Origin of the sequence: Sphingomonas trueperi (assembly GCF_040545665.1) — a bacterium.
Lineage (GTDB): Bacteria > Pseudomonadota > Alphaproteobacteria > Sphingomonadales > Sphingomonadaceae > Sphingomonas > Sphingomonas trueperi_B.
In genome coordinates this window covers 99,260-117,532 of the sequence record NZ_JBEPMH010000001.1, presented here as the reverse complement: position 1 = coordinate 117,532, position 18,273 = coordinate 99,260, and the positions used below count along the sequence as shown (strand labels likewise).

Annotated in this window: 15 protein-coding genes and 1 tRNA gene; 4 read left to right on the top strand and 12 right to left on the bottom strand. The window is 67.1% G+C overall.

The window, feature by feature from the left end:
• The 4 genes from ABIC65_RS00545 to ABIC65_RS00530 all read right to left on the bottom strand — a co-directional run bounded on the left by ABIC65_RS00545 (position 1) and on the right by ABIC65_RS00530 (position 4,951).
• Complete coding sequence (locus ABIC65_RS00545) at positions 1–1,521, bottom strand: XrtA system polysaccharide chain length determinant (protein WP_354306259.1); 1,521 nt, start codon at positions 1,519–1,521, stop codon at positions 1–3.
• The gene (locus ABIC65_RS00540; RefSeq protein ID WP_354307746.1) at positions 1,521–2,117 is read right to left on the bottom strand and encodes an XrtA/PEP-CTERM system exopolysaccharide export protein; all 597 of its coding nucleotides are present in this window, start codon (positions 2,115–2,117) and stop codon (positions 1,521–1,523) included. The genes ABIC65_RS00545 and ABIC65_RS00540 overlap by 1 nt, the downstream gene beginning before the upstream one ends.
• 138 nt (positions 2,118–2,255) lie before the next feature.
• Positions 2,256–3,467, bottom strand: coding sequence for a pyridoxal-dependent decarboxylase, exosortase A system-associated (locus tag ABIC65_RS00535; RefSeq protein WP_354306258.1), 1,212 nt, complete (start codon positions 3,465–3,467; stop codon positions 2,256–2,258).
• The gene (locus ABIC65_RS00530; RefSeq protein ID WP_354306257.1) at positions 3,464–4,951 is read right to left on the bottom strand and encodes an acyl-CoA ligase (AMP-forming), exosortase A system-associated; all 1,488 of its coding nucleotides are present in this window, start codon (positions 4,949–4,951) and stop codon (positions 3,464–3,466) included. Before ABIC65_RS00530 ends, ABIC65_RS00535 begins: the two co-directional genes overlap by 4 nt.
• 87 nt (positions 4,952–5,038) lie before the next feature.
• On the opposite strand from ABIC65_RS00530, the gene ABIC65_RS00525 reads away from it, so the two are divergent.
• From ABIC65_RS00525 to ABIC65_RS00515, 3 genes are read left to right on the top strand one after another with little or no spacing between them, the layout of a single operon-like run.
• Entirely contained in the window at positions 5,039–5,296 is a 258-nt protein-coding gene (locus ABIC65_RS00525) for an acyl carrier protein (RefSeq protein ID WP_354306256.1), read from the top strand.
• Positions 5,293–5,934 carry a hypothetical protein gene (locus ABIC65_RS00520; protein ID WP_354306255.1) on the top strand — a complete coding sequence of 214 codons (642 nt, stop codon included), beginning with the start codon at positions 5,293–5,295 and terminating at the stop codon, positions 5,932–5,934. Before ABIC65_RS00525 ends, ABIC65_RS00520 begins: the two co-directional genes overlap by 4 nt.
• On the top strand, positions 5,922–6,668 hold the full coding sequence (locus ABIC65_RS00515) for an alpha/beta fold hydrolase (protein WP_354306254.1): 747 nt from the start codon (positions 5,922–5,924) through the stop codon (positions 6,666–6,668). Before ABIC65_RS00520 ends, ABIC65_RS00515 begins: the two co-directional genes overlap by 13 nt.
• Positions 6,669–6,675: 7 nt before the next feature.
• Here the strand turns inward: ABIC65_RS00515 and trxB are convergent, their stop codons facing one another.
• From trxB to ABIC65_RS00500, 3 genes are all read right to left on the bottom strand, one after another.
• Positions 6,676–7,647, bottom strand: coding sequence for a thioredoxin-disulfide reductase (gene trxB / locus ABIC65_RS00510; protein WP_354306253.1), 972 nt, complete (start codon positions 7,645–7,647; stop codon positions 6,676–6,678).
• 139 nt (positions 7,648–7,786) lie between these two features.
• Complete coding sequence (locus ABIC65_RS00505) at positions 7,787–7,924, bottom strand: hypothetical protein (protein WP_164521722.1); 138 nt, start codon at positions 7,922–7,924, stop codon at positions 7,787–7,789.
• A gap of 83 nt (positions 7,925–8,007) precedes the next feature.
• A complete protein-coding gene (locus ABIC65_RS00500) occupies positions 8,008–9,261 on the bottom strand; it encodes an HD-GYP domain-containing protein (RefSeq protein WP_354306252.1) in 1,254 nt (417 codons plus the stop codon).
• Between the two features lie 468 nt (positions 9,262–9,729).
• On the opposite strand from ABIC65_RS00500, the gene ABIC65_RS00495 reads away from it, so the two are divergent.
• Positions 9,730–12,765, top strand: a complete 3,036-nt coding sequence (locus tag ABIC65_RS00495) for a TonB-dependent receptor domain-containing protein (RefSeq protein ID WP_354307745.1) — start codon at positions 9,730–9,732, stop codon at positions 12,763–12,765.
• Between the two features lie 118 nt (positions 12,766–12,883).
• Here ABIC65_RS00495 and ABIC65_RS00490 read toward each other — a convergent pair whose 3' ends face one another.
• From ABIC65_RS00490 to ABIC65_RS00470, 5 genes are all read right to left on the bottom strand, one after another.
• Positions 12,884–14,134 (bottom strand): arsenic transporter, encoded by a 1,251-nt coding sequence (locus tag ABIC65_RS00490; protein WP_354306251.1) that lies wholly within the window; start codon positions 14,132–14,134, stop codon positions 12,884–12,886.
• On the bottom strand, positions 14,131–15,429 hold the full coding sequence (locus tag ABIC65_RS00485; protein ID WP_354306249.1) for an MFS transporter: 1,299 nt from the start codon (positions 15,427–15,429) through the stop codon (positions 14,131–14,133). The genes ABIC65_RS00490 and ABIC65_RS00485 overlap by 4 nt, the downstream gene beginning before the upstream one ends.
• 196 nt (positions 15,430–15,625) lie before the next feature.
• Positions 15,626–15,702: transfer RNA gene (locus tag ABIC65_RS00480), tRNA-Met, on the bottom strand.
• A gap of 41 nt (positions 15,703–15,743) precedes the next feature.
• A complete protein-coding gene (locus ABIC65_RS00475) occupies positions 15,744–16,256 on the bottom strand; it encodes a 2'-5' RNA ligase family protein (RefSeq protein ID WP_354306248.1) in 513 nt (170 codons plus the stop codon).
• Positions 16,253–18,187, bottom strand: a complete 1,935-nt coding sequence (locus ABIC65_RS00470) for a potassium transporter Kup (RefSeq protein WP_354306247.1) — start codon at positions 18,185–18,187, stop codon at positions 16,253–16,255. The genes ABIC65_RS00475 and ABIC65_RS00470 overlap by 4 nt, the downstream gene beginning before the upstream one ends.
• Between the last annotated feature and the right edge of the window lie 86 nt (positions 18,188–18,273).

The following is an 18,273-nucleotide window of genomic DNA, read 5'->3' as shown; positions in this document are numbered from 1 at the left end:
TCAGGCCCCCGCGGCGTGGTGGAGCATGCCGACCAGCAGGATCGCGGCATAGGCGAAGCCCAAGCCCGCAGCACCGCCGAGGAAATGCTGAAGCTGCTTGCGACGCCGCGCGCGCTGGCGGGGCGTGATCACCTCGCCGATCGAGCCGATCACCGGCATGCCGCTGGCGCGCTCCAGTCGGGTGGCTGTGTCGAAGGTGGTCCGCAGCTTGGACAGCAGGAACGCCGCCGCCACGCCCGCGCCCAGCCCCGCGACCAGCACCGCGGTGAGCAGCATCGGCCGGTTGGGCGAGCTGGGCGCGCGCGGCTGGGTCGGCGGGTCGATGACGCTGAACTTCACCGCGTCGGTCTGGCTCTGCGCCTGGCTGCTGATCCGCAGCTGTTCGCGGTCGGCGAGCAGCTTGCCATATTGGTCCTTCAGCACTTGATAGTCGCGGTCGATCTGGCCCTGCTCGGAAGCGGCCTGCGGCGCCTGGGTGAGCTTGGCGCTGAGCGCGGCGAGGTCGCCCTGGATCTGCGCGCGCCGCTGGCTGAGCGCGGCGACCTGCGCCGCCTTGTCCGCCTGCATCGAACGCAGACTGAGATAGAGCGGGTTGGCGAAGCTGCCGCCGCCGCTGCTCCCTGTCGGCTCGCGCGCCGCCGCAGCCTGCGCGCCTGCGATCTGGCGCTTGAGCGCAACCACATCGGGGTGCGCCTCGGTAAAGCCGCGCGCGCGGGCATCGGAAAGCTGCGCCTGCAGGTCCGCCAGCCGCGCGCGCGCCGGACCTGTTCCCACCGGACCCCCGCCCTGCCCCGCCACGCTGGCCGGCGTGCCCGCCATCTGCGCGTTGACCGCGCTGAGGCTGCTCTGCGCCGCCGCCAGATCGCTTTCGATCTGCTGCAACTGCTGCTGCGCCGCGCCGATCCGGTCGTCGAGCGAGCCGGTGCCCGGCAGGCTGCCGAGAAAGCGCGACTGGAACTCGGCGCGCTTGGCTTCCGCGGCCTGCAGCGCCTGCTGGCGCTCGGCGAGCTGCTGGTCGAGAAAGGCAAGCGACTGGCTGCTCTCGTCGCGGCTGTCGGCGAGCTTGTTGTCGCGGAACAGCGCGATCAGCTTTTCCACCACCTGGCGGCAGATCACCGGATCGGCGCCGGTCACCGCGATCTCGAACAGATTGTCCTGCTGGGCGGTGAGCTTGATCGTCTTTTGCAGCCCGGCGATACGCGCGGCCAGATCGGCCGGCTTGGTGATGGTCTTCGCCAGATCGGTGCCGCGCACGACCTTCTCCAGGTTCACCGAACTGGTCAGCGTCTGGCGGATGCGGTCGATGTCCTGCTGCTGGCCCGCCGCGGCGACGCCGCCGTCGTTCGGGAGCACCTGGCGTAGCTCGACGAGCACGCGCGCCTTGGATTCGTAGCTGTCCGGAATACGCGACACCGCCACCCAGCCGACCACGCAGACCATCCACGCAATCGCCAGCGCCAGCGTGCGGCGCATCCACACCGCATGGATCGCGCTGCGAACCTCGTCGAACAGCCCCCCCATCAGAACATGCTCTGCGGGATGATGATCACGTCGCCCGGCTCCAGCCAAACGTTGGCCGAGGTGTCGCCGTTCTTCAGGAGATCGGCGAGGCGCAGCTTGAACTCCTGCTGCTTGCCGCTCTGCGGATCGTAGCGCACCAGCCGGGCGCGGTTGCCCGCGGCGAATTCGTTGAGGCCGCCCACCGCGATCATCGCGTCGAGGATCGACATGTTGGCGCGATAGGGCAACGAGGCCGGCTTCTCGGTCGCGCCCACGACGCGGATCTGCTGGCTGAAGGTGCCCGAGAAATTCTCGACGATCACCGAGACGATGGGGTCCTTGATATATTCGCTAAGCGCCAGCTTCAGGTCGTCGGCGAGCATCGCGGGCGTCTTGCCCACCGCGGGCATGTCGTTGATCAGCGGCGTGGTGATGCGACCGTCGGGGCGCACCTGGACCTTGGTCGAGATCTCCGGATTGCGCCAGACGAAGATGCTGAGCTGGTCGAGCGGGCCGATGACATATTCGTCGCTCGGCGCTTCCTTCGCGCCGACGAAGCCCGCGGCGGGAAGCTCGGGACGCGGCCCACCGCCGCCGCACGCCGATAGCTGCGCCATCAGCGCCAGCGTCGCCGCCGCCTTCATCCCGAACGAAACCGCCATTGCCATGCCTCCAAGCGGCTACGGGGCGGCGTGTCGCGCGCCCGTGCCGGATGGCGACCTATGGCGCAGGACGCGTAAATTTAGCGTTAGGCGTCAGACCCCTGCCAGAACCTCGCGTACCGGTGGGTGGCCGAGGAACGCCTGGGGGCTGGCGCTGGCGCCATAGGCCCCCGAGGCGAAGATCGCGATCAGGTCGCCGACCTCTGCGCGCGGCAGCGCGACGCGGTCGGCCAGACGGTCGAGCGGCGTGCACAGCGGGCCGACGACGGTCACCACCTCCTCCGGCGCATCCTGCATCCGGTGGGCGACGGCGACGGGGTAGTTGCGGCGGACGACGGTGCCGAAATTGCCGGTCGCGGCGAGGTGGTGGTGGAGCCCGCCGTCGACGACGAGGAAGGTCTCCCCCTGGCTTTCCTTGCGGTCGATCACGCGGGCGAGATAGATGCCCGCCTCGCCGACCAGCCAGCGGCCGAGTTCGATCGCATACTGGGTATCGAGCCGGTCCAGCTCCCCCGCCAGTGCCGCGCCGACCGCCTCGACATCGAGCGGCAGGTCGCCGGGGAAATAGGGGATGCCGAAGCCGCCGCCGAGATTGACCAGCGGCGGTAACGCCCCCGCCTCGTTCGCCAGCCGCGCGGCCAAGCCGATCGTCGCGCCCTGCGTCTCGATCACCGCCTCGGCCGAGAGCGCCTGCGAGCCGGCATAGATATGGAAGCCGCGCCAGTCGGCACCGGCTGCGATCAGCCGCCGGACCAGCGCCGGTACGCGTTCGGCGTCGATCCCGAAGGGAGAGGCACGACCGCCCATCTTCATGCCGGAGCCGCGCAGCTCGAAATCGGGGTTCACCCGCACTGCCAAGCGCGGCGTGATGCCGAGCCGCTCGCCGAACGCCAGCGCGCGGTCGGCCTCGCCTTCCGACTCCAGGTTGAGGGTCACCCCAGCCCGGATCGCCGCTTCCAGCTCCGCATCGCGCTTGCCCGGTCCGGCAAAGCTGATCGCCGAGGCGCCCATCAACGCCAGCGCCTTGTCCATCTCGCCGGCCGATGCGACGTCGATCCCGTCGACCTGGGGAGTGATGGCGGCGATCAGCGAGGGCAAGGGATTGGCCTTGATCGCATAGTGCAACGCCACCCGTTCGGGCATCGCCGCGCGGAAGCGGGCGATCCGGGCCTGTACCGATGCTGCATCGTACAGATAGAGCGGCGTGCCGGCTTCCGCCCAGTCGGCGGCGCTGTGGCCGGCGACCTGCAGCACCGGCTGCGCGGCATAGTCGTCGGGAATGGGCCCGGTGGGCTTCGCGTTCATAGGATCTCCGTCTTCAGCCCGGACCGGTCGAGCTTGCCGTTGGCATTCCGCGGCAGGCTTTCCCGCCAGACATAGCGTGCCGGCTGCTGGAAGCTCGGCAGCTCCCGCCGCAGCCGGGCGCGCAGTTCCTCCTCACGGCTGCCGTCGCCGCGCGCGACGACCAGTATCGCCTGGCCGAGCCGCGGGTCGGGGACGCCGAAAGCCACAGCCTCGCTCGTCTCGCCGCCGGCGACCACCGCCTCCTCGATCTCGGTGGGGCTGATCCGGTTGCCCGAGGATTTGATCATCTCGTCGTCGCGACCGACGAAGCGCAGCAGCCCCTCGGCATCCTCGGCCACGGTGTCGCCGGACCATACCGCCATGCCCGGATGCTCGGCGAAGGCCGGCGCCGGACGGAAGCGCAGCGCGGTGCGCTCGGCGTCGCGCCAATAGCCCTTGGCGACCAATGGCCCGGCATGGACGAGTTCGCCCTGCCTGGCCGGTCGCCCTTCGGCATCGACGATCAGGATCTCGGCGAAGGGAATGGCGCGGCCGATTGATTCCGGATGCGTGCCAACCAGCGCCGGGTCGAGATAGGTCGAACGGAATGCCTCGGTGAGGCCGTACATCGGGTAGAGATCGGCATTCGGAAAGCGCGTCCGCAGCCCCTGCACTAGCGGGCGGGTCATCGCCCCGCCGGAGTTGGTCAGCCGCTGGAGCATCGCGGCAGTCTCCGTGGGCCACTCGGCCTCGAGCAGCTGCACCCAGAGCGGCGGCACGCCCGCCAGCGTGGTGATGCCGAACCGATCCACCGCCTTCACCACGTCGCGCGCGGTGAGATAGTCGAGCGGCACCACCCGGGCTCCCGCCGCCCAGGTCGAGAAAAGCTGGTTCTGCCCATAGTCGAAGCTCAGCGGCAGCACGCCCAGCACGCGATCCTCGGGTGCGATCTTGAGATAATGCGCAACGCTGATCGCCCCGAGCCACAGATTGGCGTGGCTGAGCATCACCCCCTTGGGTCGCCCGGTGGAACCCGAGGTGTAGAGGATCGCCGCCAGCGCATCGGGATCGCCGTTGGCGGGCGGCAGTCGATCGGCGCCGACCAGTTGTTCCTCGGTGACGATCCGGCAATCGGGAGGCACGTCACCCGGCTCCAGCGCCGCCAGCCGCGCATGCTGCGTGATCAGCAGCCGCGCGCCGCTGTCCGCCAAGATGTGCGTGAGCTGCGCGCGCTTGAGCGCCGGGTTGACCGGCACATGGACCAATCCGGCACGCGGCGCGGCCAGCGGCAGTAGGCAAGCGGTACGCGTCTTGGGCAGCCAGCTCGCCACCCGCTCGCCGGCGGGCAGGCCGTGCGCGGCGAGCGCGTGCGCCATGCCGCCCACCGCCGCCTCCAGTTCGGCATAGGTCAGCGTGCCGGCCTTGTCTTCCAAAGCAACGGCGTCCGACGCGCCACGCAGCGGCAGCGCGTCTATAAGATGCGGGGCAGGATCGAGCGCGATCATGCCACACCCATAGTCTTGGCAGCGCCGCCGCCAAGCCTTACGGAAGCGCAAATTTCTTGCAGGGGAACCCCATTGCGGCCTGAAGCCATGCTCGACATCGAAACCACCGTCCGCGGCGTGCTGCGCGACGTGCTGGGGTTGAGCGACGATCGCGTTGCCGCGTTCGACGAGACCACGCCGCTGTTCGGCGCCCTGCCCGAACTCGATTCGCTCGCCGTCGCCGGCGTGCTGACCGAGATCGAGGACCGGCTGGGCATCCTGATCGAGGATGACGAGGTCGATGGCGAGATGCTGGAGAGCTTCGGCTCGCTCACCCGCTTCGCCGCGCAAAAGGTATTGGGGTGATCGAACCCTATGACTGGGCAGGCGGCCGCGAAGCGATGGTGCGCTTCGGTCCCGGCAGCGGCCCGGTCGTCATCGTGGCATTGCCGCTGTTCGAGGAGGCGAACCGGATGCGCGGGTTCGCCGCGACGATCCTGCGGTCGCTCGCCGAGAACCACGGCATCGCCGGCGTGCTGCCCGAGCTTCCCGGCACCGGCGAGAGCCTGATCCCGAGCGAGCGTATCGCGATTTCCGACCTGCGCGCGGGCTTCGGCGCGGCGGCGCGCACCGCCGGCGGGCGGGCCTATTCGATGGCGCTGCGCAGCGGCGCGCTGCTCGACGGCAGCGTGGTCATCCGCCGCCGCTGGCACTTCGCGCCGCAGCCGGGCGACGCGCTGCTGCGCGCACTGCGGCGCATCCACCGCGCCGGGGACGCGCCCGGCTATGGCGGGCATCGCCTGCCCGACACCTTTCTCGACGAGCTGCCCGACTGCCATGTCGAACCGGCGCGCACGCTCCGGCTGGAAGGCGACACCCGCCCGGCCGATCGCCTCGTCCCCGGCCGCGCACTGTGGCGTGAACCCACGCCGGACAACGACCTCGCGCTCGCCACGCTGCTCGCCGACGATCTCGCCGCCTGGGTGCGCATGTGCGAAGCCTGATCGGCTTTCCCTGCCTGGGCGACATGCTGGTCGGCACGCTGGACAGCGCGTCGGGCGCTACCGGGCTGCTGATCGTGTCGAACGGCAACGAAATCCGCAGCGGGCCGCATCGCAGCATGTCGCAGCTGGCGCACCGCATCGCCGCGGCAGGCTATCCGGTGTTCCGTTTCGATCGCCGCGGCGTCGGCGATTCGGCGGGCAGCAACCAGGGCTTTCTGGAAAGCGCGCCGGACATCGTCGCGGCGGTCAGCACCTTCCGGCGCGAGGCGAAGCTGCGGCGCGTGGTCGCGTTCGGCAATGGCGACGGCGCGACGGCGCTCGCGCTGTTCCATGCCCAGGCGCGGATCGACGCGCTGCTGCTCGCCAATCCCGTGGTCGTCGCCCCCCTTCCCCCGCCGGAAGAACCCGAGGAGGGAGAAGCATCGCGCGGCTGGATGCGGCAGGTGATCGGCAGAGTCGCGACACGGCGACCCGAAACGCATCGCAGCCTCGGCAGCGAACTCGCCGCGGCGTTCACCGCGGCGGAGGTGCCGATGACGGTGTTGCTCGCCACCCGCGACAAGATCGCTGCGTGCTTCGCCGAATTCCTGCACAAGCCGGCCTTCGCCGCTGCTGGCACCCGCGTCCGCCGCAAGCAGTTCGATACCGCCAGCCATGTCTTTGCCGGCACTGCCGACAAGGCCTGGCTCTACGAGCGGGTGATCGAGGCGCTCGCCGAGCAGCGAGCGCCCTGACCCTTCGTTACTCGGCCGCCTGCGCCACCGTCTCGAAATCGGCCGCGGCGAGGAAGCGCTCCGCATCCAGCGCGGCCATGCAGCCGGTGCCGGCGGCGGTGATCGCCTGGCGATAATGCTTGTCCATCACGTCGCCGCAGGCGAACACGCCGGGGACGCTGGTGTTGGTCGTGCCCTTCTCGACCTGGATATAGCCGTCGTCGTCGAGCGCGATATGGCCGCGGAACAGCTCGGTCGCCGGATGGTGGCCGATCGCGACGAAACCGCCGTCGACCTCCAGCGTCGAAAGCGCGCCGGTCACCGTATCCTTCAGCTCGATGCCGACCAGGCCCTCGGGCTGGCCGCCCCCGATGAAGCGCACGACTTCCTTGTTCCACAGCGGTTTGATCCGCTCGTTGGCGAACAGGCGCTGTTGGAGGATTTTCTCGGCGCGCAGCGAATCGCGGCGGTGGATCAGCGTGACGTCATGGCTGTGGTTGGTCAGGTACAGCGCTTCCTCGACCGCGGTGTTGCCGCCGCCGATCACCGCCACCTTTTTGCCACGGAAGAAGAAGCCGTCGCAGGTTGCGCAGGCGCTGACGCCCTTGCCCTTGAGCAGCTCTTCCGAATCGAGGCCCAGCCAGCGCGCCTGCGCGCCGGTGGCGATCACCAGCGTGTCGCCGGTATAGACGGTGCCGCCGTCGCCGACGAGGCGGAACGGGCGCTGGCTGACGTCGATCTCGACGATCGTGTCCCACATCATCTGGGCGCCGACATGCTCGGCCTGGGCCTGCATCTCCTGCATCAGCCACGGGCCCTGGATCACCTCGCGGAAGCCGGGATAATTCTCGACATCCGTCGTGGTCATCAGCTGGCCGCCGGGCTGAATGCCCTGGACGACGATGGGGGCGAGCCCCGCGCGCGCGCCATAGATGGCGGCCGAGAGGCCGGCGGGGCCGGAGCCCAGGATCAACATGCGGGTAGAATGGGTGGCGGTCATGGTCTGCTTTCCGACGAATCTTCGATGCCGCTTCTAGAGACAGCGCATCGTCGGAAGCAACATGGCGTCGCGGGACACATCTGCAACGCCGTGCCGGAACGGAAAAGCTGTTACGGCACCAAGACGAACTTCCTGCGGATCAGCGAAGGATCCACACCGCCACGCTCGCCCAGAACAGCACGCTGCCCATGGCCATGATCAACAGGCTGCCCGATGCGGCGGGATCGACACCCCGGCCTTCGACCTGCTCCGGCGGCAATTCATGTAATGCACGCATTATACGGCGACTCCGTTCAAGCGACCCTCTTCCTGTTCTTCGTTATAGACGATCCGGAATCGCGTGCCGTTCCGGTATTATGCCTAATTTGTTACAGCGACCGGCGGATACAAGTCCAGCGACGGAATCGCACTCGGCGACTCTTCTGGCCGGACGAAGCCGACGACCTTGTCTTCCTCGGTCCCGGCGCTCAGCACCAGCGTTGTCGGGGTCAGCGCACGCCCCTCGGCGAAGGAGTGGAAGACCAGCAGCCGCGTCCGCGTCGCGCGCCCGCCATTGTCGAGCACCAGCGCCAGCCGGTCCGAGGCGAGCCGTACCAGCATGCCGGGCGGATAGAGGTTGATGCTGCGCATGAACTGGAACAGCAATTCGCGATCGAAATGCCCCTCCCAGCTCCACATCGCGCCGAGCGCCCGTGCGGGCAGCCAGGCGCGTTTATAGGCGCGGTGCGACGTCAGCGCGTCGTAGACGTCGCAGATCGCCCCCATACGCGCGGGCAGGCTGATATCCTCCGCCTTCAGCCCGTGCGGATAGCCATTGCCGTCCCAGCGCTCGTGATGGTGCAGGCACACCTCCATCGCCAATGCCGGCATCGTGTCGTCCTCGCGCAGCAGCGCCGCCCCCTCCTCCGGATGGGTGCGCACCAGCGCAAATTCCTCGGCCGACAGGCGGCCGGGCTTGTCGAGCACCGCATCGGGGATCGCGACCTTGCCGACATCGTGGAGCAGCCCGGCAAGCCCGAGCGTGCGCACGGACTCCTCGTCCATCGCGAGATGCCGCGCCAGATTGACCATCAGCGTGCAGACGGCGACCGAATGGAGATAGGTATATTGGTGCTTGCTCTTGAGCTGGAGCACGCGGAGCAACGCCGATGCGTTGCGATCGAGCTGACCGGAAATGTCGTCGACCAGCGCGGCGACCTTCTCATGCGCGACCGCCCGCCCCAACCGGACATCGTCGAACGTGCCGCGGACGGTATCGAGCGCCCCCGCGACCAGCGCGGCGGCCTCTGCCTGATCCGCGGAGAAACCACCAGCGGAGGAATCGGGAAGGTGCCGCTTCCCGCTCGCTGCAGGCGAACGCAGTGGCGCTTCCGTCTCTTCTGCGCAGCCCGCTGCCGCAGCGGACGCAGCAACGACATCGGCTCCCGCTTCCTGCGACCGCGCGACATCGATGATCACGCCACCGTGAAACCCGCGCAGCTTCTGAAGGTCCTCGAGGTCGGTTAGCAGAAAGCGCGTCCGCCAGAAGGGGTGCTCCCACCACGACCCCTCAAAGCCGTGGATGAACATTCCGAGCCGGACGTCGACAGAGGAAACGGTCTTCAGCACTGCCATGGCAAGCGCCCTGCCCTGTCCGATCCCGACGCCCTGCAAGAGCGCCTCTCCCCTGACACGTCGCCAAGCCTCCCAAAGACTTACAGTCATCCACACGCTAACGCGGCGGACCTAATCGACGATGTGCAGATATCGTTAGCCGGTTGCTAATGTGATGCCGCCTTGAAGAAAGACCGCTCATCCCCGCTGCTTCCGCTAACGCACACAAAGCAGATGGAATCAAATATCAAACTATTGAAACTATATTTCTCATTTTTGTTACTTTTAGTCGGCAGCTCGCCGTCGATCGTGTGCGTACAGACAGGAGCGTCCCCACCGTCGGCAATAAACAGTTGGGCCATCTCAATATTTTAAACTCTCCTTTAACTTCGCCGATGATAGCGGCCCTCCCGCAGCGCCAGGCCTTGGCTTGGTCCGAAGCGATGAAAAGTCGCCGCTGCGCAAAAAGGGAACAGCTTCATGATTTTGATGGATTCCGCGCGTTTTCTGAACCTGCGGTATGGGATTTCGACCGCAGCGCTGCTCACGGCAATCGCCGCGCCGGCGCACGCGCAGACGGCTGCCCCCACGCAGGCGACCGACACCGTCGCCAGCACGGTTGAGGCGACGCAGGATCCGGCAACGCCCGACGTTCAGGAGCAGGCTCCGGCTGACCAGGCACCGATCGTTGTCACTGGCACGCTGTTCCGCAATTCAAACGCGAGCTCGATCTCGCCCGTCACGGTGCTGAGCTCGGAAACCCTTCAGCGCGCCAACATCACCACGGCGCAGGACGCGATTCGCTCGGTATCCGCGGACAGCGCCGGCTCGATCTCAACGGGCTTTCGCAACGGCTTCTCGGCCGGTGGCGCCGCCGTCTCGCTCCGCGGCCTCGGCGTTTCATCGACCGTGGTGCTGATCGACGGCCTCCGCTCGGCCAATTTCCCGCTCAATGACGACGGTCACAATTCCTATGTCGACCTGAACTCCATCCCGTTCAGCATCGTCGACCGTATCGAAGTGCTGAAGGACGGTGCGTCCTCGACCTACGGTGCGGACGCGATTGGCGGCGTGGTCAACCTGATCAGCAAGAAGAATGTCCAGGGGATCGAAGGCTCGGTCCAGGGCGGCACGACCGGCCAGGGCGATGGCGCGCATTACCGCGCGACGCTGACCGCCGGCTATGGCGACTATCAGGAAAAGGGCTTCAACGTCTATGTGAACGGCGAATATACTTATGACGGGTATATCACCAATCACTCGCGCGGCTACCCGTTCAACACGCTCGACCTGACGCCCAGCGGCCTGCTCGATCGCAACCGCAACGACGACAGCCTGACCACGCCGAATCCGCAGGCGGTCGTCACGCGCGTGCGGCAGACCGATCTCAACAACCCGCTCGCCGGCCAGGTCGGTGCACCGCTCACCAATCAATATCAGCTGCTCAACCCCAATGCCTGCGCCAACGGCACCTTTACGGTGACCTCGGGCGCCGCGCAGGGCACCGGCTGCAAGCACAATCTTCCGGATGAATATTCGATCATCCAGCCCAAGCAGCAGCGTTATTCGACCACGGCCCGCCTCACCGCGCGCCTGAGCGACAATCTCGAAGCGTTCGCCAGCGGCAGCTACTCGCATTCCGAAGTCACCATCACCGGCACGCCCTCGGGCATCCGCCAGACCCAGCCGTTCGGCGGCTCGGCCTCGATCGCATCCAGCAGCCCGGGCATTGTGCTGCCGATGTATGTCTGCGCGGCGGGCACCAACTGCGCCACCGCGGCCGATCGCCGGCTCAACCCCAACAACCCCTATGCCGTTACCGGCGCCGATCCGTCGCAGAGCGCCGCACGCATCTACTATCTGTTCGGTGACATTCCCGCCGGCAGCTTCCGCTATGTCGACGTGTTCCGCACCACCGCGGGCATCTCGGGCGATCTGGGTAACGGGTTCAAGTTCCGCCTGAACGGCGTCTATGCGCGCGACAATTTCGCCGTCACGCAGCGCGGATTCATCAACATCCAGGGCCTGCTGAACGCGATCAACACGGGTGCGTACAATTTCGTCAATCCGGAGCAGAACAGCGCGGCGGTCCGCAACCAGATCTCGCCGGAGCGCACCACGCCGTCCTATTCGACAGTGGCGACGATCGGCGGTTCGTTGATCAAGACCGTGATGGCGCTGCCCGGCGGCGACCTGAACATCGGCGGCGGTTTCCAGGTCCGGCGCGAGACGCTGATGAACCGCAACCAGAATGCGGACCTCAGCTATTATGCGCTGAACACCTCGTCGGCACAGGGTCGCCAGACCGTGACCGCCGGCTTCTTCGAGATCGACGCACCATTCCTGAAGACGGTCGACGTCAACGTCTCGGGCCGGTACGACCATTATTCGCAGGGCTATAGCCACTTCTCGCCCAAGGTCGGCGTGAAGTTCAACCCGACCGAGCAGATTGCCTTCCGCGCGACCTATTCGCAGGGCTTCCGCGCACCGACCTTCGCCGAATACAACGCGCTCAGCAGCTATTCGGGCTTCTCCTCGTACACGCCGATCAAGAGCTTCGTCGATGCCCATCCGGGCAACCCGGCCTATTCGGGCACCTACAACATCGGCAGCGGCGCCACCGGCAACCCCAACATCCTGCCGGAAAATTCGCAGAGCGTCACCGTCGGCACGATGCTGCGGCCGACGCGCTGGTTCAACGTCACGGTCGACTATTACAACATCAAGAAGTCGAACCTGATCGTCAGCGGGCCGCTCCGCGCCGATGCGATCAAGGCCTATTACGGGCAGACCACCGCCGCCGCTGGCTGCGCTGCGCTCGCCGCGGTGGGTCCGGGCTATCAGTGCAACGTCGTAGACGCGCCCGATCCGGTCAACCCGAACGCGCTGCCCCGCCTGCTGGTGTTCAACGTGCCCTACGTCAACGCCAACTATCAGGTCAGCTCGGGCATCGACATGCAGGCGACCGCGAACGTCCGCTTCTCGGACAATGTGCGCCTGATAAGCCGCGTGGACGTCACCCGCGTCCTGCGCCTCGATCTGGTCACCCCGTCGGGCGTGGTGCAGAAGTATGCCGGTACGCTGGGGCCCTACGAGCTCTCGTCGGGCGGCGGTACGCCGCGCATCCGCGGCAACTGGCAGAATGCGCTGGAAGTCGGCAAGTTCTCGCTGACCGCGACGACCTATTATGTCGGCCGCATCAAGCAGGTCGCAGCGGACGAAATCTCGCCGGATCCGGTCACCAACAAGATCGATCTGTCGTGCTCGCACACGCTTGCGCCGATCGCCCGCCCGGAGGATGCATCGAAGTTCTGCTTCATCCGTCCGTTCATCTATGTTGATCTCAACGCTGCCGTGGAGGTGAACGACAAGTTCCGCTTCTTCGTCAACGTCCAGAACCTGACCAATGCCCGTGCGCCGCTGGCAGCGGGTGCCTATACCAGCAATCCGAACTATCTGAGCAGCTGGCACTATGCCGGTCTCGTCGGCCGCAACTTCAGCGCCGGCGCGAGCTTCAAGTTCTGATCCGTATCGGCTGATCAATGCGCATCGGGAGGGCTTCGTGCCGTCCCGATGCGTTTTGCCGTTCAGATCCGTATCGATGCACAAAGCGCCGGGAAGCCCCTGCCCGGCCGCCCATCCCTCAGCCGAGCAGCATCCGCGCGCCCAACGCCGCGACCAGCGCCGGCACCATCGTCACCGCGCCGACCTTCAGAAACCGCCAGAAGCCGACATCCTCGCCCTCGCGCCGGATCGCCTGCAGCCACAGGATCGTCGCCAGGCTGCCGGTGATCGAAAGGTTCGGGCCCAGATCCACCCCGATCAGCAGCGCGTCCACCATCAGCCGAGGCGCATGCGCCTGCGCCACCGCCTCGCTGGCGATCAGCCCGGCAGGCAGGTTGTTCATGAGGTTGGACGCGACCGCCAGGATCGCGCCTGCCCCCGCCGCGCCGAGCACCGGCGTTTCGGCCGCGAAGCCCAGCGCATGCGCGACCATCCCGATCACCCCGGTGCGGCCGAGCGCCTCCACCAGTACGAACAGGCCGGCGACGAGCGGCAGCACGCTCCAGGAGACCGCGCGCGCCAGCGCCACTGGCGACCGCTTCGCCCGCAGGCAGACGAGCAGCGTCGTCGCCACGCCTGCGATGCAGGTGGGCAGGCCCAGCGGCCGGTCCAGCGCGGACATTGCCAGCAGCAGCAGCGCGGTCGCGGCGATGCCGGCCAGCGCCGCCTTGCCGCCGCCCGAGAGCGGCGTGCGGGCGATGTCGGTCTCGCAGTTCCCGGACAGCCGCTCCCGCTCCGCCCATCGCAGCATCCAGAAGGTCACGACGATCGCGGCAACCGAAGGCAATGCGAACGAGCCGAACCATTGGCCGAGCGGCGGCATCCTGCCCCCGTACAGCACCAGATTCGCGGGATTGGAGATCGGCAGCACGAAGCTCGCGGCATTGGCGATCAGCGCGCAGGCGAGAAGCATCGGCAGCGGGTCCGCCTTGGCCTTGCGCGCGGCGGCATAGACGGCCGGGGTCAGCACCACGGCGGTCGCGTCGTTCGACAGGAAGGTGGTGGTGACCACGCCGGTCAGATACACCAGCAGGAACAGCCGCGCGGTCGATCCGCGCGCATGGGCGGCAGCGGTCGCCGCAACCCAATCGAACAGCCCCTGCTCGCGCGCGGTCTCGCTCAGCAGCATCATGCCGATCAGGAACAGGTAGACGTCGAGCCCCTTGGCAACGGCGCCCGCCGCCGCCCCGAACGGCATCAGGCCAAGGAGCAGCAGCAGTGCCGCGCCAGCTACCGCCCAGATCGCCTCGGGCCAGCGAAACGGGCGCAGGATCACGCCAGCCGTGGCGGCGCAGCAAATGGCCCAGGTGATGACCGTCGCGGGGGTCATGCGCCTTGCGAAGGCCGTGCACCGGCACAGGCAGGCCGCAGAATCGCGGCGAAACCGATCCACAGCGCCAGGCTGATCAGGGCGAAGCTGCCGAGAATATAGAAGGCGGCGCGGTAGCCGATCGCCTGCGCCAGCCAGCCGCCGATCGCCGGGCTGAGCGACGCTCCCACGCCCTGGACGGTCATGACCGCGCCTTGGCCGACGTTCACCCGTCCGGTTCCGTCGAGCATGCAGGCCACCAGCCCCGGCACCGCGACGCTCTGCAGCCCTGCACCGATGCCGTCCAGTGCCTGCACCGGCCATACGCCCCAATGTTCGATGAAGCTGCCGGCGAGCAGCCCGCGCAGCGGCAGCGCGGCGAACGAGATCAGCAGCACCAGCCAATAGCCGCGTCCCGCTGCCATCCGCATCGCGAGCAGCGCGGCGAGGATCATCACCGCCTGCGCCACCACCACCGTCATGGCGGTGAACAGCGCCGCATCCCCCTTGCCCGCGCCGACGACCGCCAGCCCGTACAGCGGCAGCATCGCGCCATTGCCGAGGTGGAAGCAGGCAAGCGCGGCTGCGAGGATCAGCAGCGGCTTGGTTTGGAACAGCGCGGCGAAGCCCTCGGCCTGGCCCTTCCCCGCTTCCGCATCCTTGTCTTCCTTCGCCTCGAGCCCGCGGGCGCTGGCATGGTCGATGGCGCGTTCCGGGATCATCAGCACCGACGCGATCGCCAATACCCCAAATGCCGCGGCGAGGTAGAAGATCGCCGGCATCCCGAACTTCCAGCCCAGCCAGCCCGACAGTCCTGCCCCGAGCATGTTGCCAGCATGGTTCCAGGCCTGGTTGCGGCCGTTTTGCGCGTTGAACCCCGCCTGCCGAACGACACCCAGCGTCATCCCGGTCACCGCCGGGCCGATCGCCGCACCCGCGATGGCGGTCGCCACCTGGCTGATCGTCACCACCCAGCCGGTCTGGGAAAACAGGATCAGGAACGAAGCGAGCACCGTGCAGATGCCGGTGACGATCACCACCAGGCGCTTCTTCTCGGTATGGTCGATAAAGGCGCCCGCGGGGACCGTCATCACCATGCCCGCGACGCCGCCGGCGGTCATTACCGTGCCGATCGGCCCGGCAGTCCAGCCGCGCTGCTGGAGGAACACGCCCAGAAAGGGCCCGATGCCCGCCTGCATATCCGCCATGAAGAAATTGAGCGCCTGGAGCGCGTGCGTCGCACGCTTGCGCGCGCCGCCACGTTCGGCCGCGGTACCTGATGCCTTCGCCGTTGCCGTTGCCGTTGCCGTTGACATCCGCGCGCCCTCCAAAGCCGTGCGGGCCCAACTGCGCAAAGGTTTGAAATATCCTCGGCCGGTCTGATTTGGGTTAGCGGCACGAGCACGCCGACAATGGGAAAAGGGCCGAAATGCAACTGAAAAGGGCCTCTCAGGCCTTTCGTCTACAACCGACTATCGGAAGGCTTCTTGAGCCTGATCAAACGCTTGGGGATGGTAGCGGAGGAGGGACTTGAACCCCCGACACGCGGATTATGATTCCGCTGCTCTAACCAACTGAGCTACTCCGCCCCGAAGCGAGAGCGGCCATCTATGTCGGTGGACACGATCCGTCAAGCGAACATGTGACGAGAATGTAATTCCCACGGACCGCCGCGATACCACCAGCTTGCAAGCCCCGCGATTTCCACGGTTTTAGGCGAAAAATCGGCTTCCAGCGCACGCAGCAGCGCCTTGGCCAGCACCGGACGGACCTTGTTCTGCACGGTCACGTGCGGCCGCCAGCGGCCCGCATCCTGCGGCGTGAGCAGCCCGGCAAAGGCCTGGAGCAGCCCACCTCGAATCGCGTCCAGCTCGGGCGCCTCGATTCGATAGGCTACCCCCTGCCCCAGCGACATCAGACCGCTCACCCGCGCCCGAGGCGCGCGCACCCCGCGGGTTTCCTGGGCAAGGCGGTGGTTGAGCTCCTCGGCCACCGAGGGCGGCAAATGGTGGAACAGCGTGAGGTGCGCATCGAGCTGGTTGCGCTCGGGCGGGAAATGCGCGCGGCGGAGCGAATCGAACCAGGCCTGGTCCTGCCTGCCGAACAGCGCGGTCACGATCAACGGAGCAGGCGCCCCGCTCAAATCTCCACCTGGCTGCCCAGCTCGACCACGCGGTTGGTGGGCAGGCGGAAGAACTCCATCGCGCTTTCGGCGTTGCGCAGCATCCAGGCGAACAGCTTCTCGCGCCAGATCATCATCCCCGGGCGCGAGGAGGGCAGCAGCGTCTGTCGCGCCAGGAAGAAGCTGGTCTCCATCATCTTGAACTCGGCCCCGCAGGCATCGACCGACTTGAGCGCGGCCGGCACGTCCGCCTCCTGCATGAAGCCATAGTAGAGGATCATGCGGTGAAAGCCCTTGCCGAGATCCTCCACCACCAGGCGCTTCTCCTCCGGCACATAGGGCACGTCGCTGATCTTGACGGTCAGCAGGATCACCCGGTCGTGCAGCACCTTGTTGTGCTTGAGGTTGTGGAGCAGCGCGTGCGGCACGCCGTCGGGCGTCGAGGTCATGAACACCGCCGTGCCGCGCACGCGGGTTGCGGCGTTGGCGGCCGATTCGATGAAGATCTGGATCGGCATCGCGCTCTCGCGCAGCCGCGCGATCATCAGCTTGCGCCCCTTGGCCCAGGTGGTGAGCAGCGTGAAGATGATGAAGCCCACCATCAGCGGGAACCAGCCGCCATCGGGCACCTTGGTGAGGTTCGCCGCGAAATAGGCGAGGTCGACCGTGAAGAAGATCGCGAGCAGCGGGATCGCGTAGCGCTTCTTCCAGTGCCACAGGTTGAACAGCACCACCGCGAGCAGGCAATTGTCGATCAGCATCGCGCCGGTGACGGCGATGCCGTAGGCCGCGGTCAGGTTCGACGAGGTCTGGAAGCTGAGCACCAGCAGGATCACCATGATCATCAGCGCCCAGTTGATGATCGGGATGTAGATCTGCCCGGCGGTCGCCGCGCTGGTATGGTCGATGCGCAGGCGGGGCACGAAGCCGAGCTGGATCGCCTGCTGGGTCACCGAGAAGGCGCCCGAGATCACCGCCTGCGATGCAATGATCGCAGCAGCAGTGGCGACGAACACCAAAGGCAGCCGCAGCGCTTCCGGCGCGAGCAGGTAGAAGGGGCTGCGCAGTGCCTCGGCATCGCGGATCAGCAGCGCGCCCTGCCCCATGTAATTCATCATCAGCGCCGGCAGCACGAACCACAGCCAGGAGAAGCGGATCGGATTGCGGCCGAAATGGCCCATGTCGGCGTAGAGCGCCTCGGCACCGGTCACCGCCAGCACCACCGAGCCGAGCGCCAGGAACGCCCGCAGCGGGTCCAGCATGAAGAAATGCACCGCATGGTGCGGCGACAGCGCCTGCAGCACATGCGGGGTCTGGACCATGCTGATCACGCCCAGCGTCGCGATGACGAGGAAGTAGAAGATCATCACCGGCCCGAAGAACGCGCCCACGCGCGCGGTGCCGGTCCGCTGGATCGAGAACAGCATGACGAGGATGACGACCGCGATCGGCACCACCAGCCGGTGGAAGCCCGGTGCTGCGACGGCGAGGCCCTCGACCGCCGACAGCACGGAGACCGCCGGGGTGATCATCGAATCGCCGTAGAACAGCGCGGTGGCGAACACGCCGAGCAGCACGATCCCCTGGGTCCAGCGGCGCTGGCCGCCCCGGCCCGAGATCAGCGCAAGCAGAGCCAGACTGCCGCCCTCGCCCTTGTTGTCCGCCCGCATGATGATCGTGACATATTTGAGCGTCACCACCACCATCATCGACCAGAACATCAGGCTGATCGCGCCCAGCACGTGCGGCGTGTCGAGCGGCAGCTCGTGATGCTCGTTCGCGAAGGTCTCGCGAAACGCGTAGAGCGGGCTGGTCCCGATGTCGCCGAACACGATGCCGATGGCACCAAGCGCGAGCTTCCACGTCGGGTCCTGGCCGTGATGGCCATGACCGACATGCGGGTCCGAATCGGGGAGGAGCGCGGCAGCGTCTCCGTTCACAGCGGTGTTCACCGGTGCGACAGACGCTGAGAGTAGCGAACCGACCTGGCCATAGAGACCTGTGTTCTCATCATCATCAGGATGCGGGCCGTTAGCAT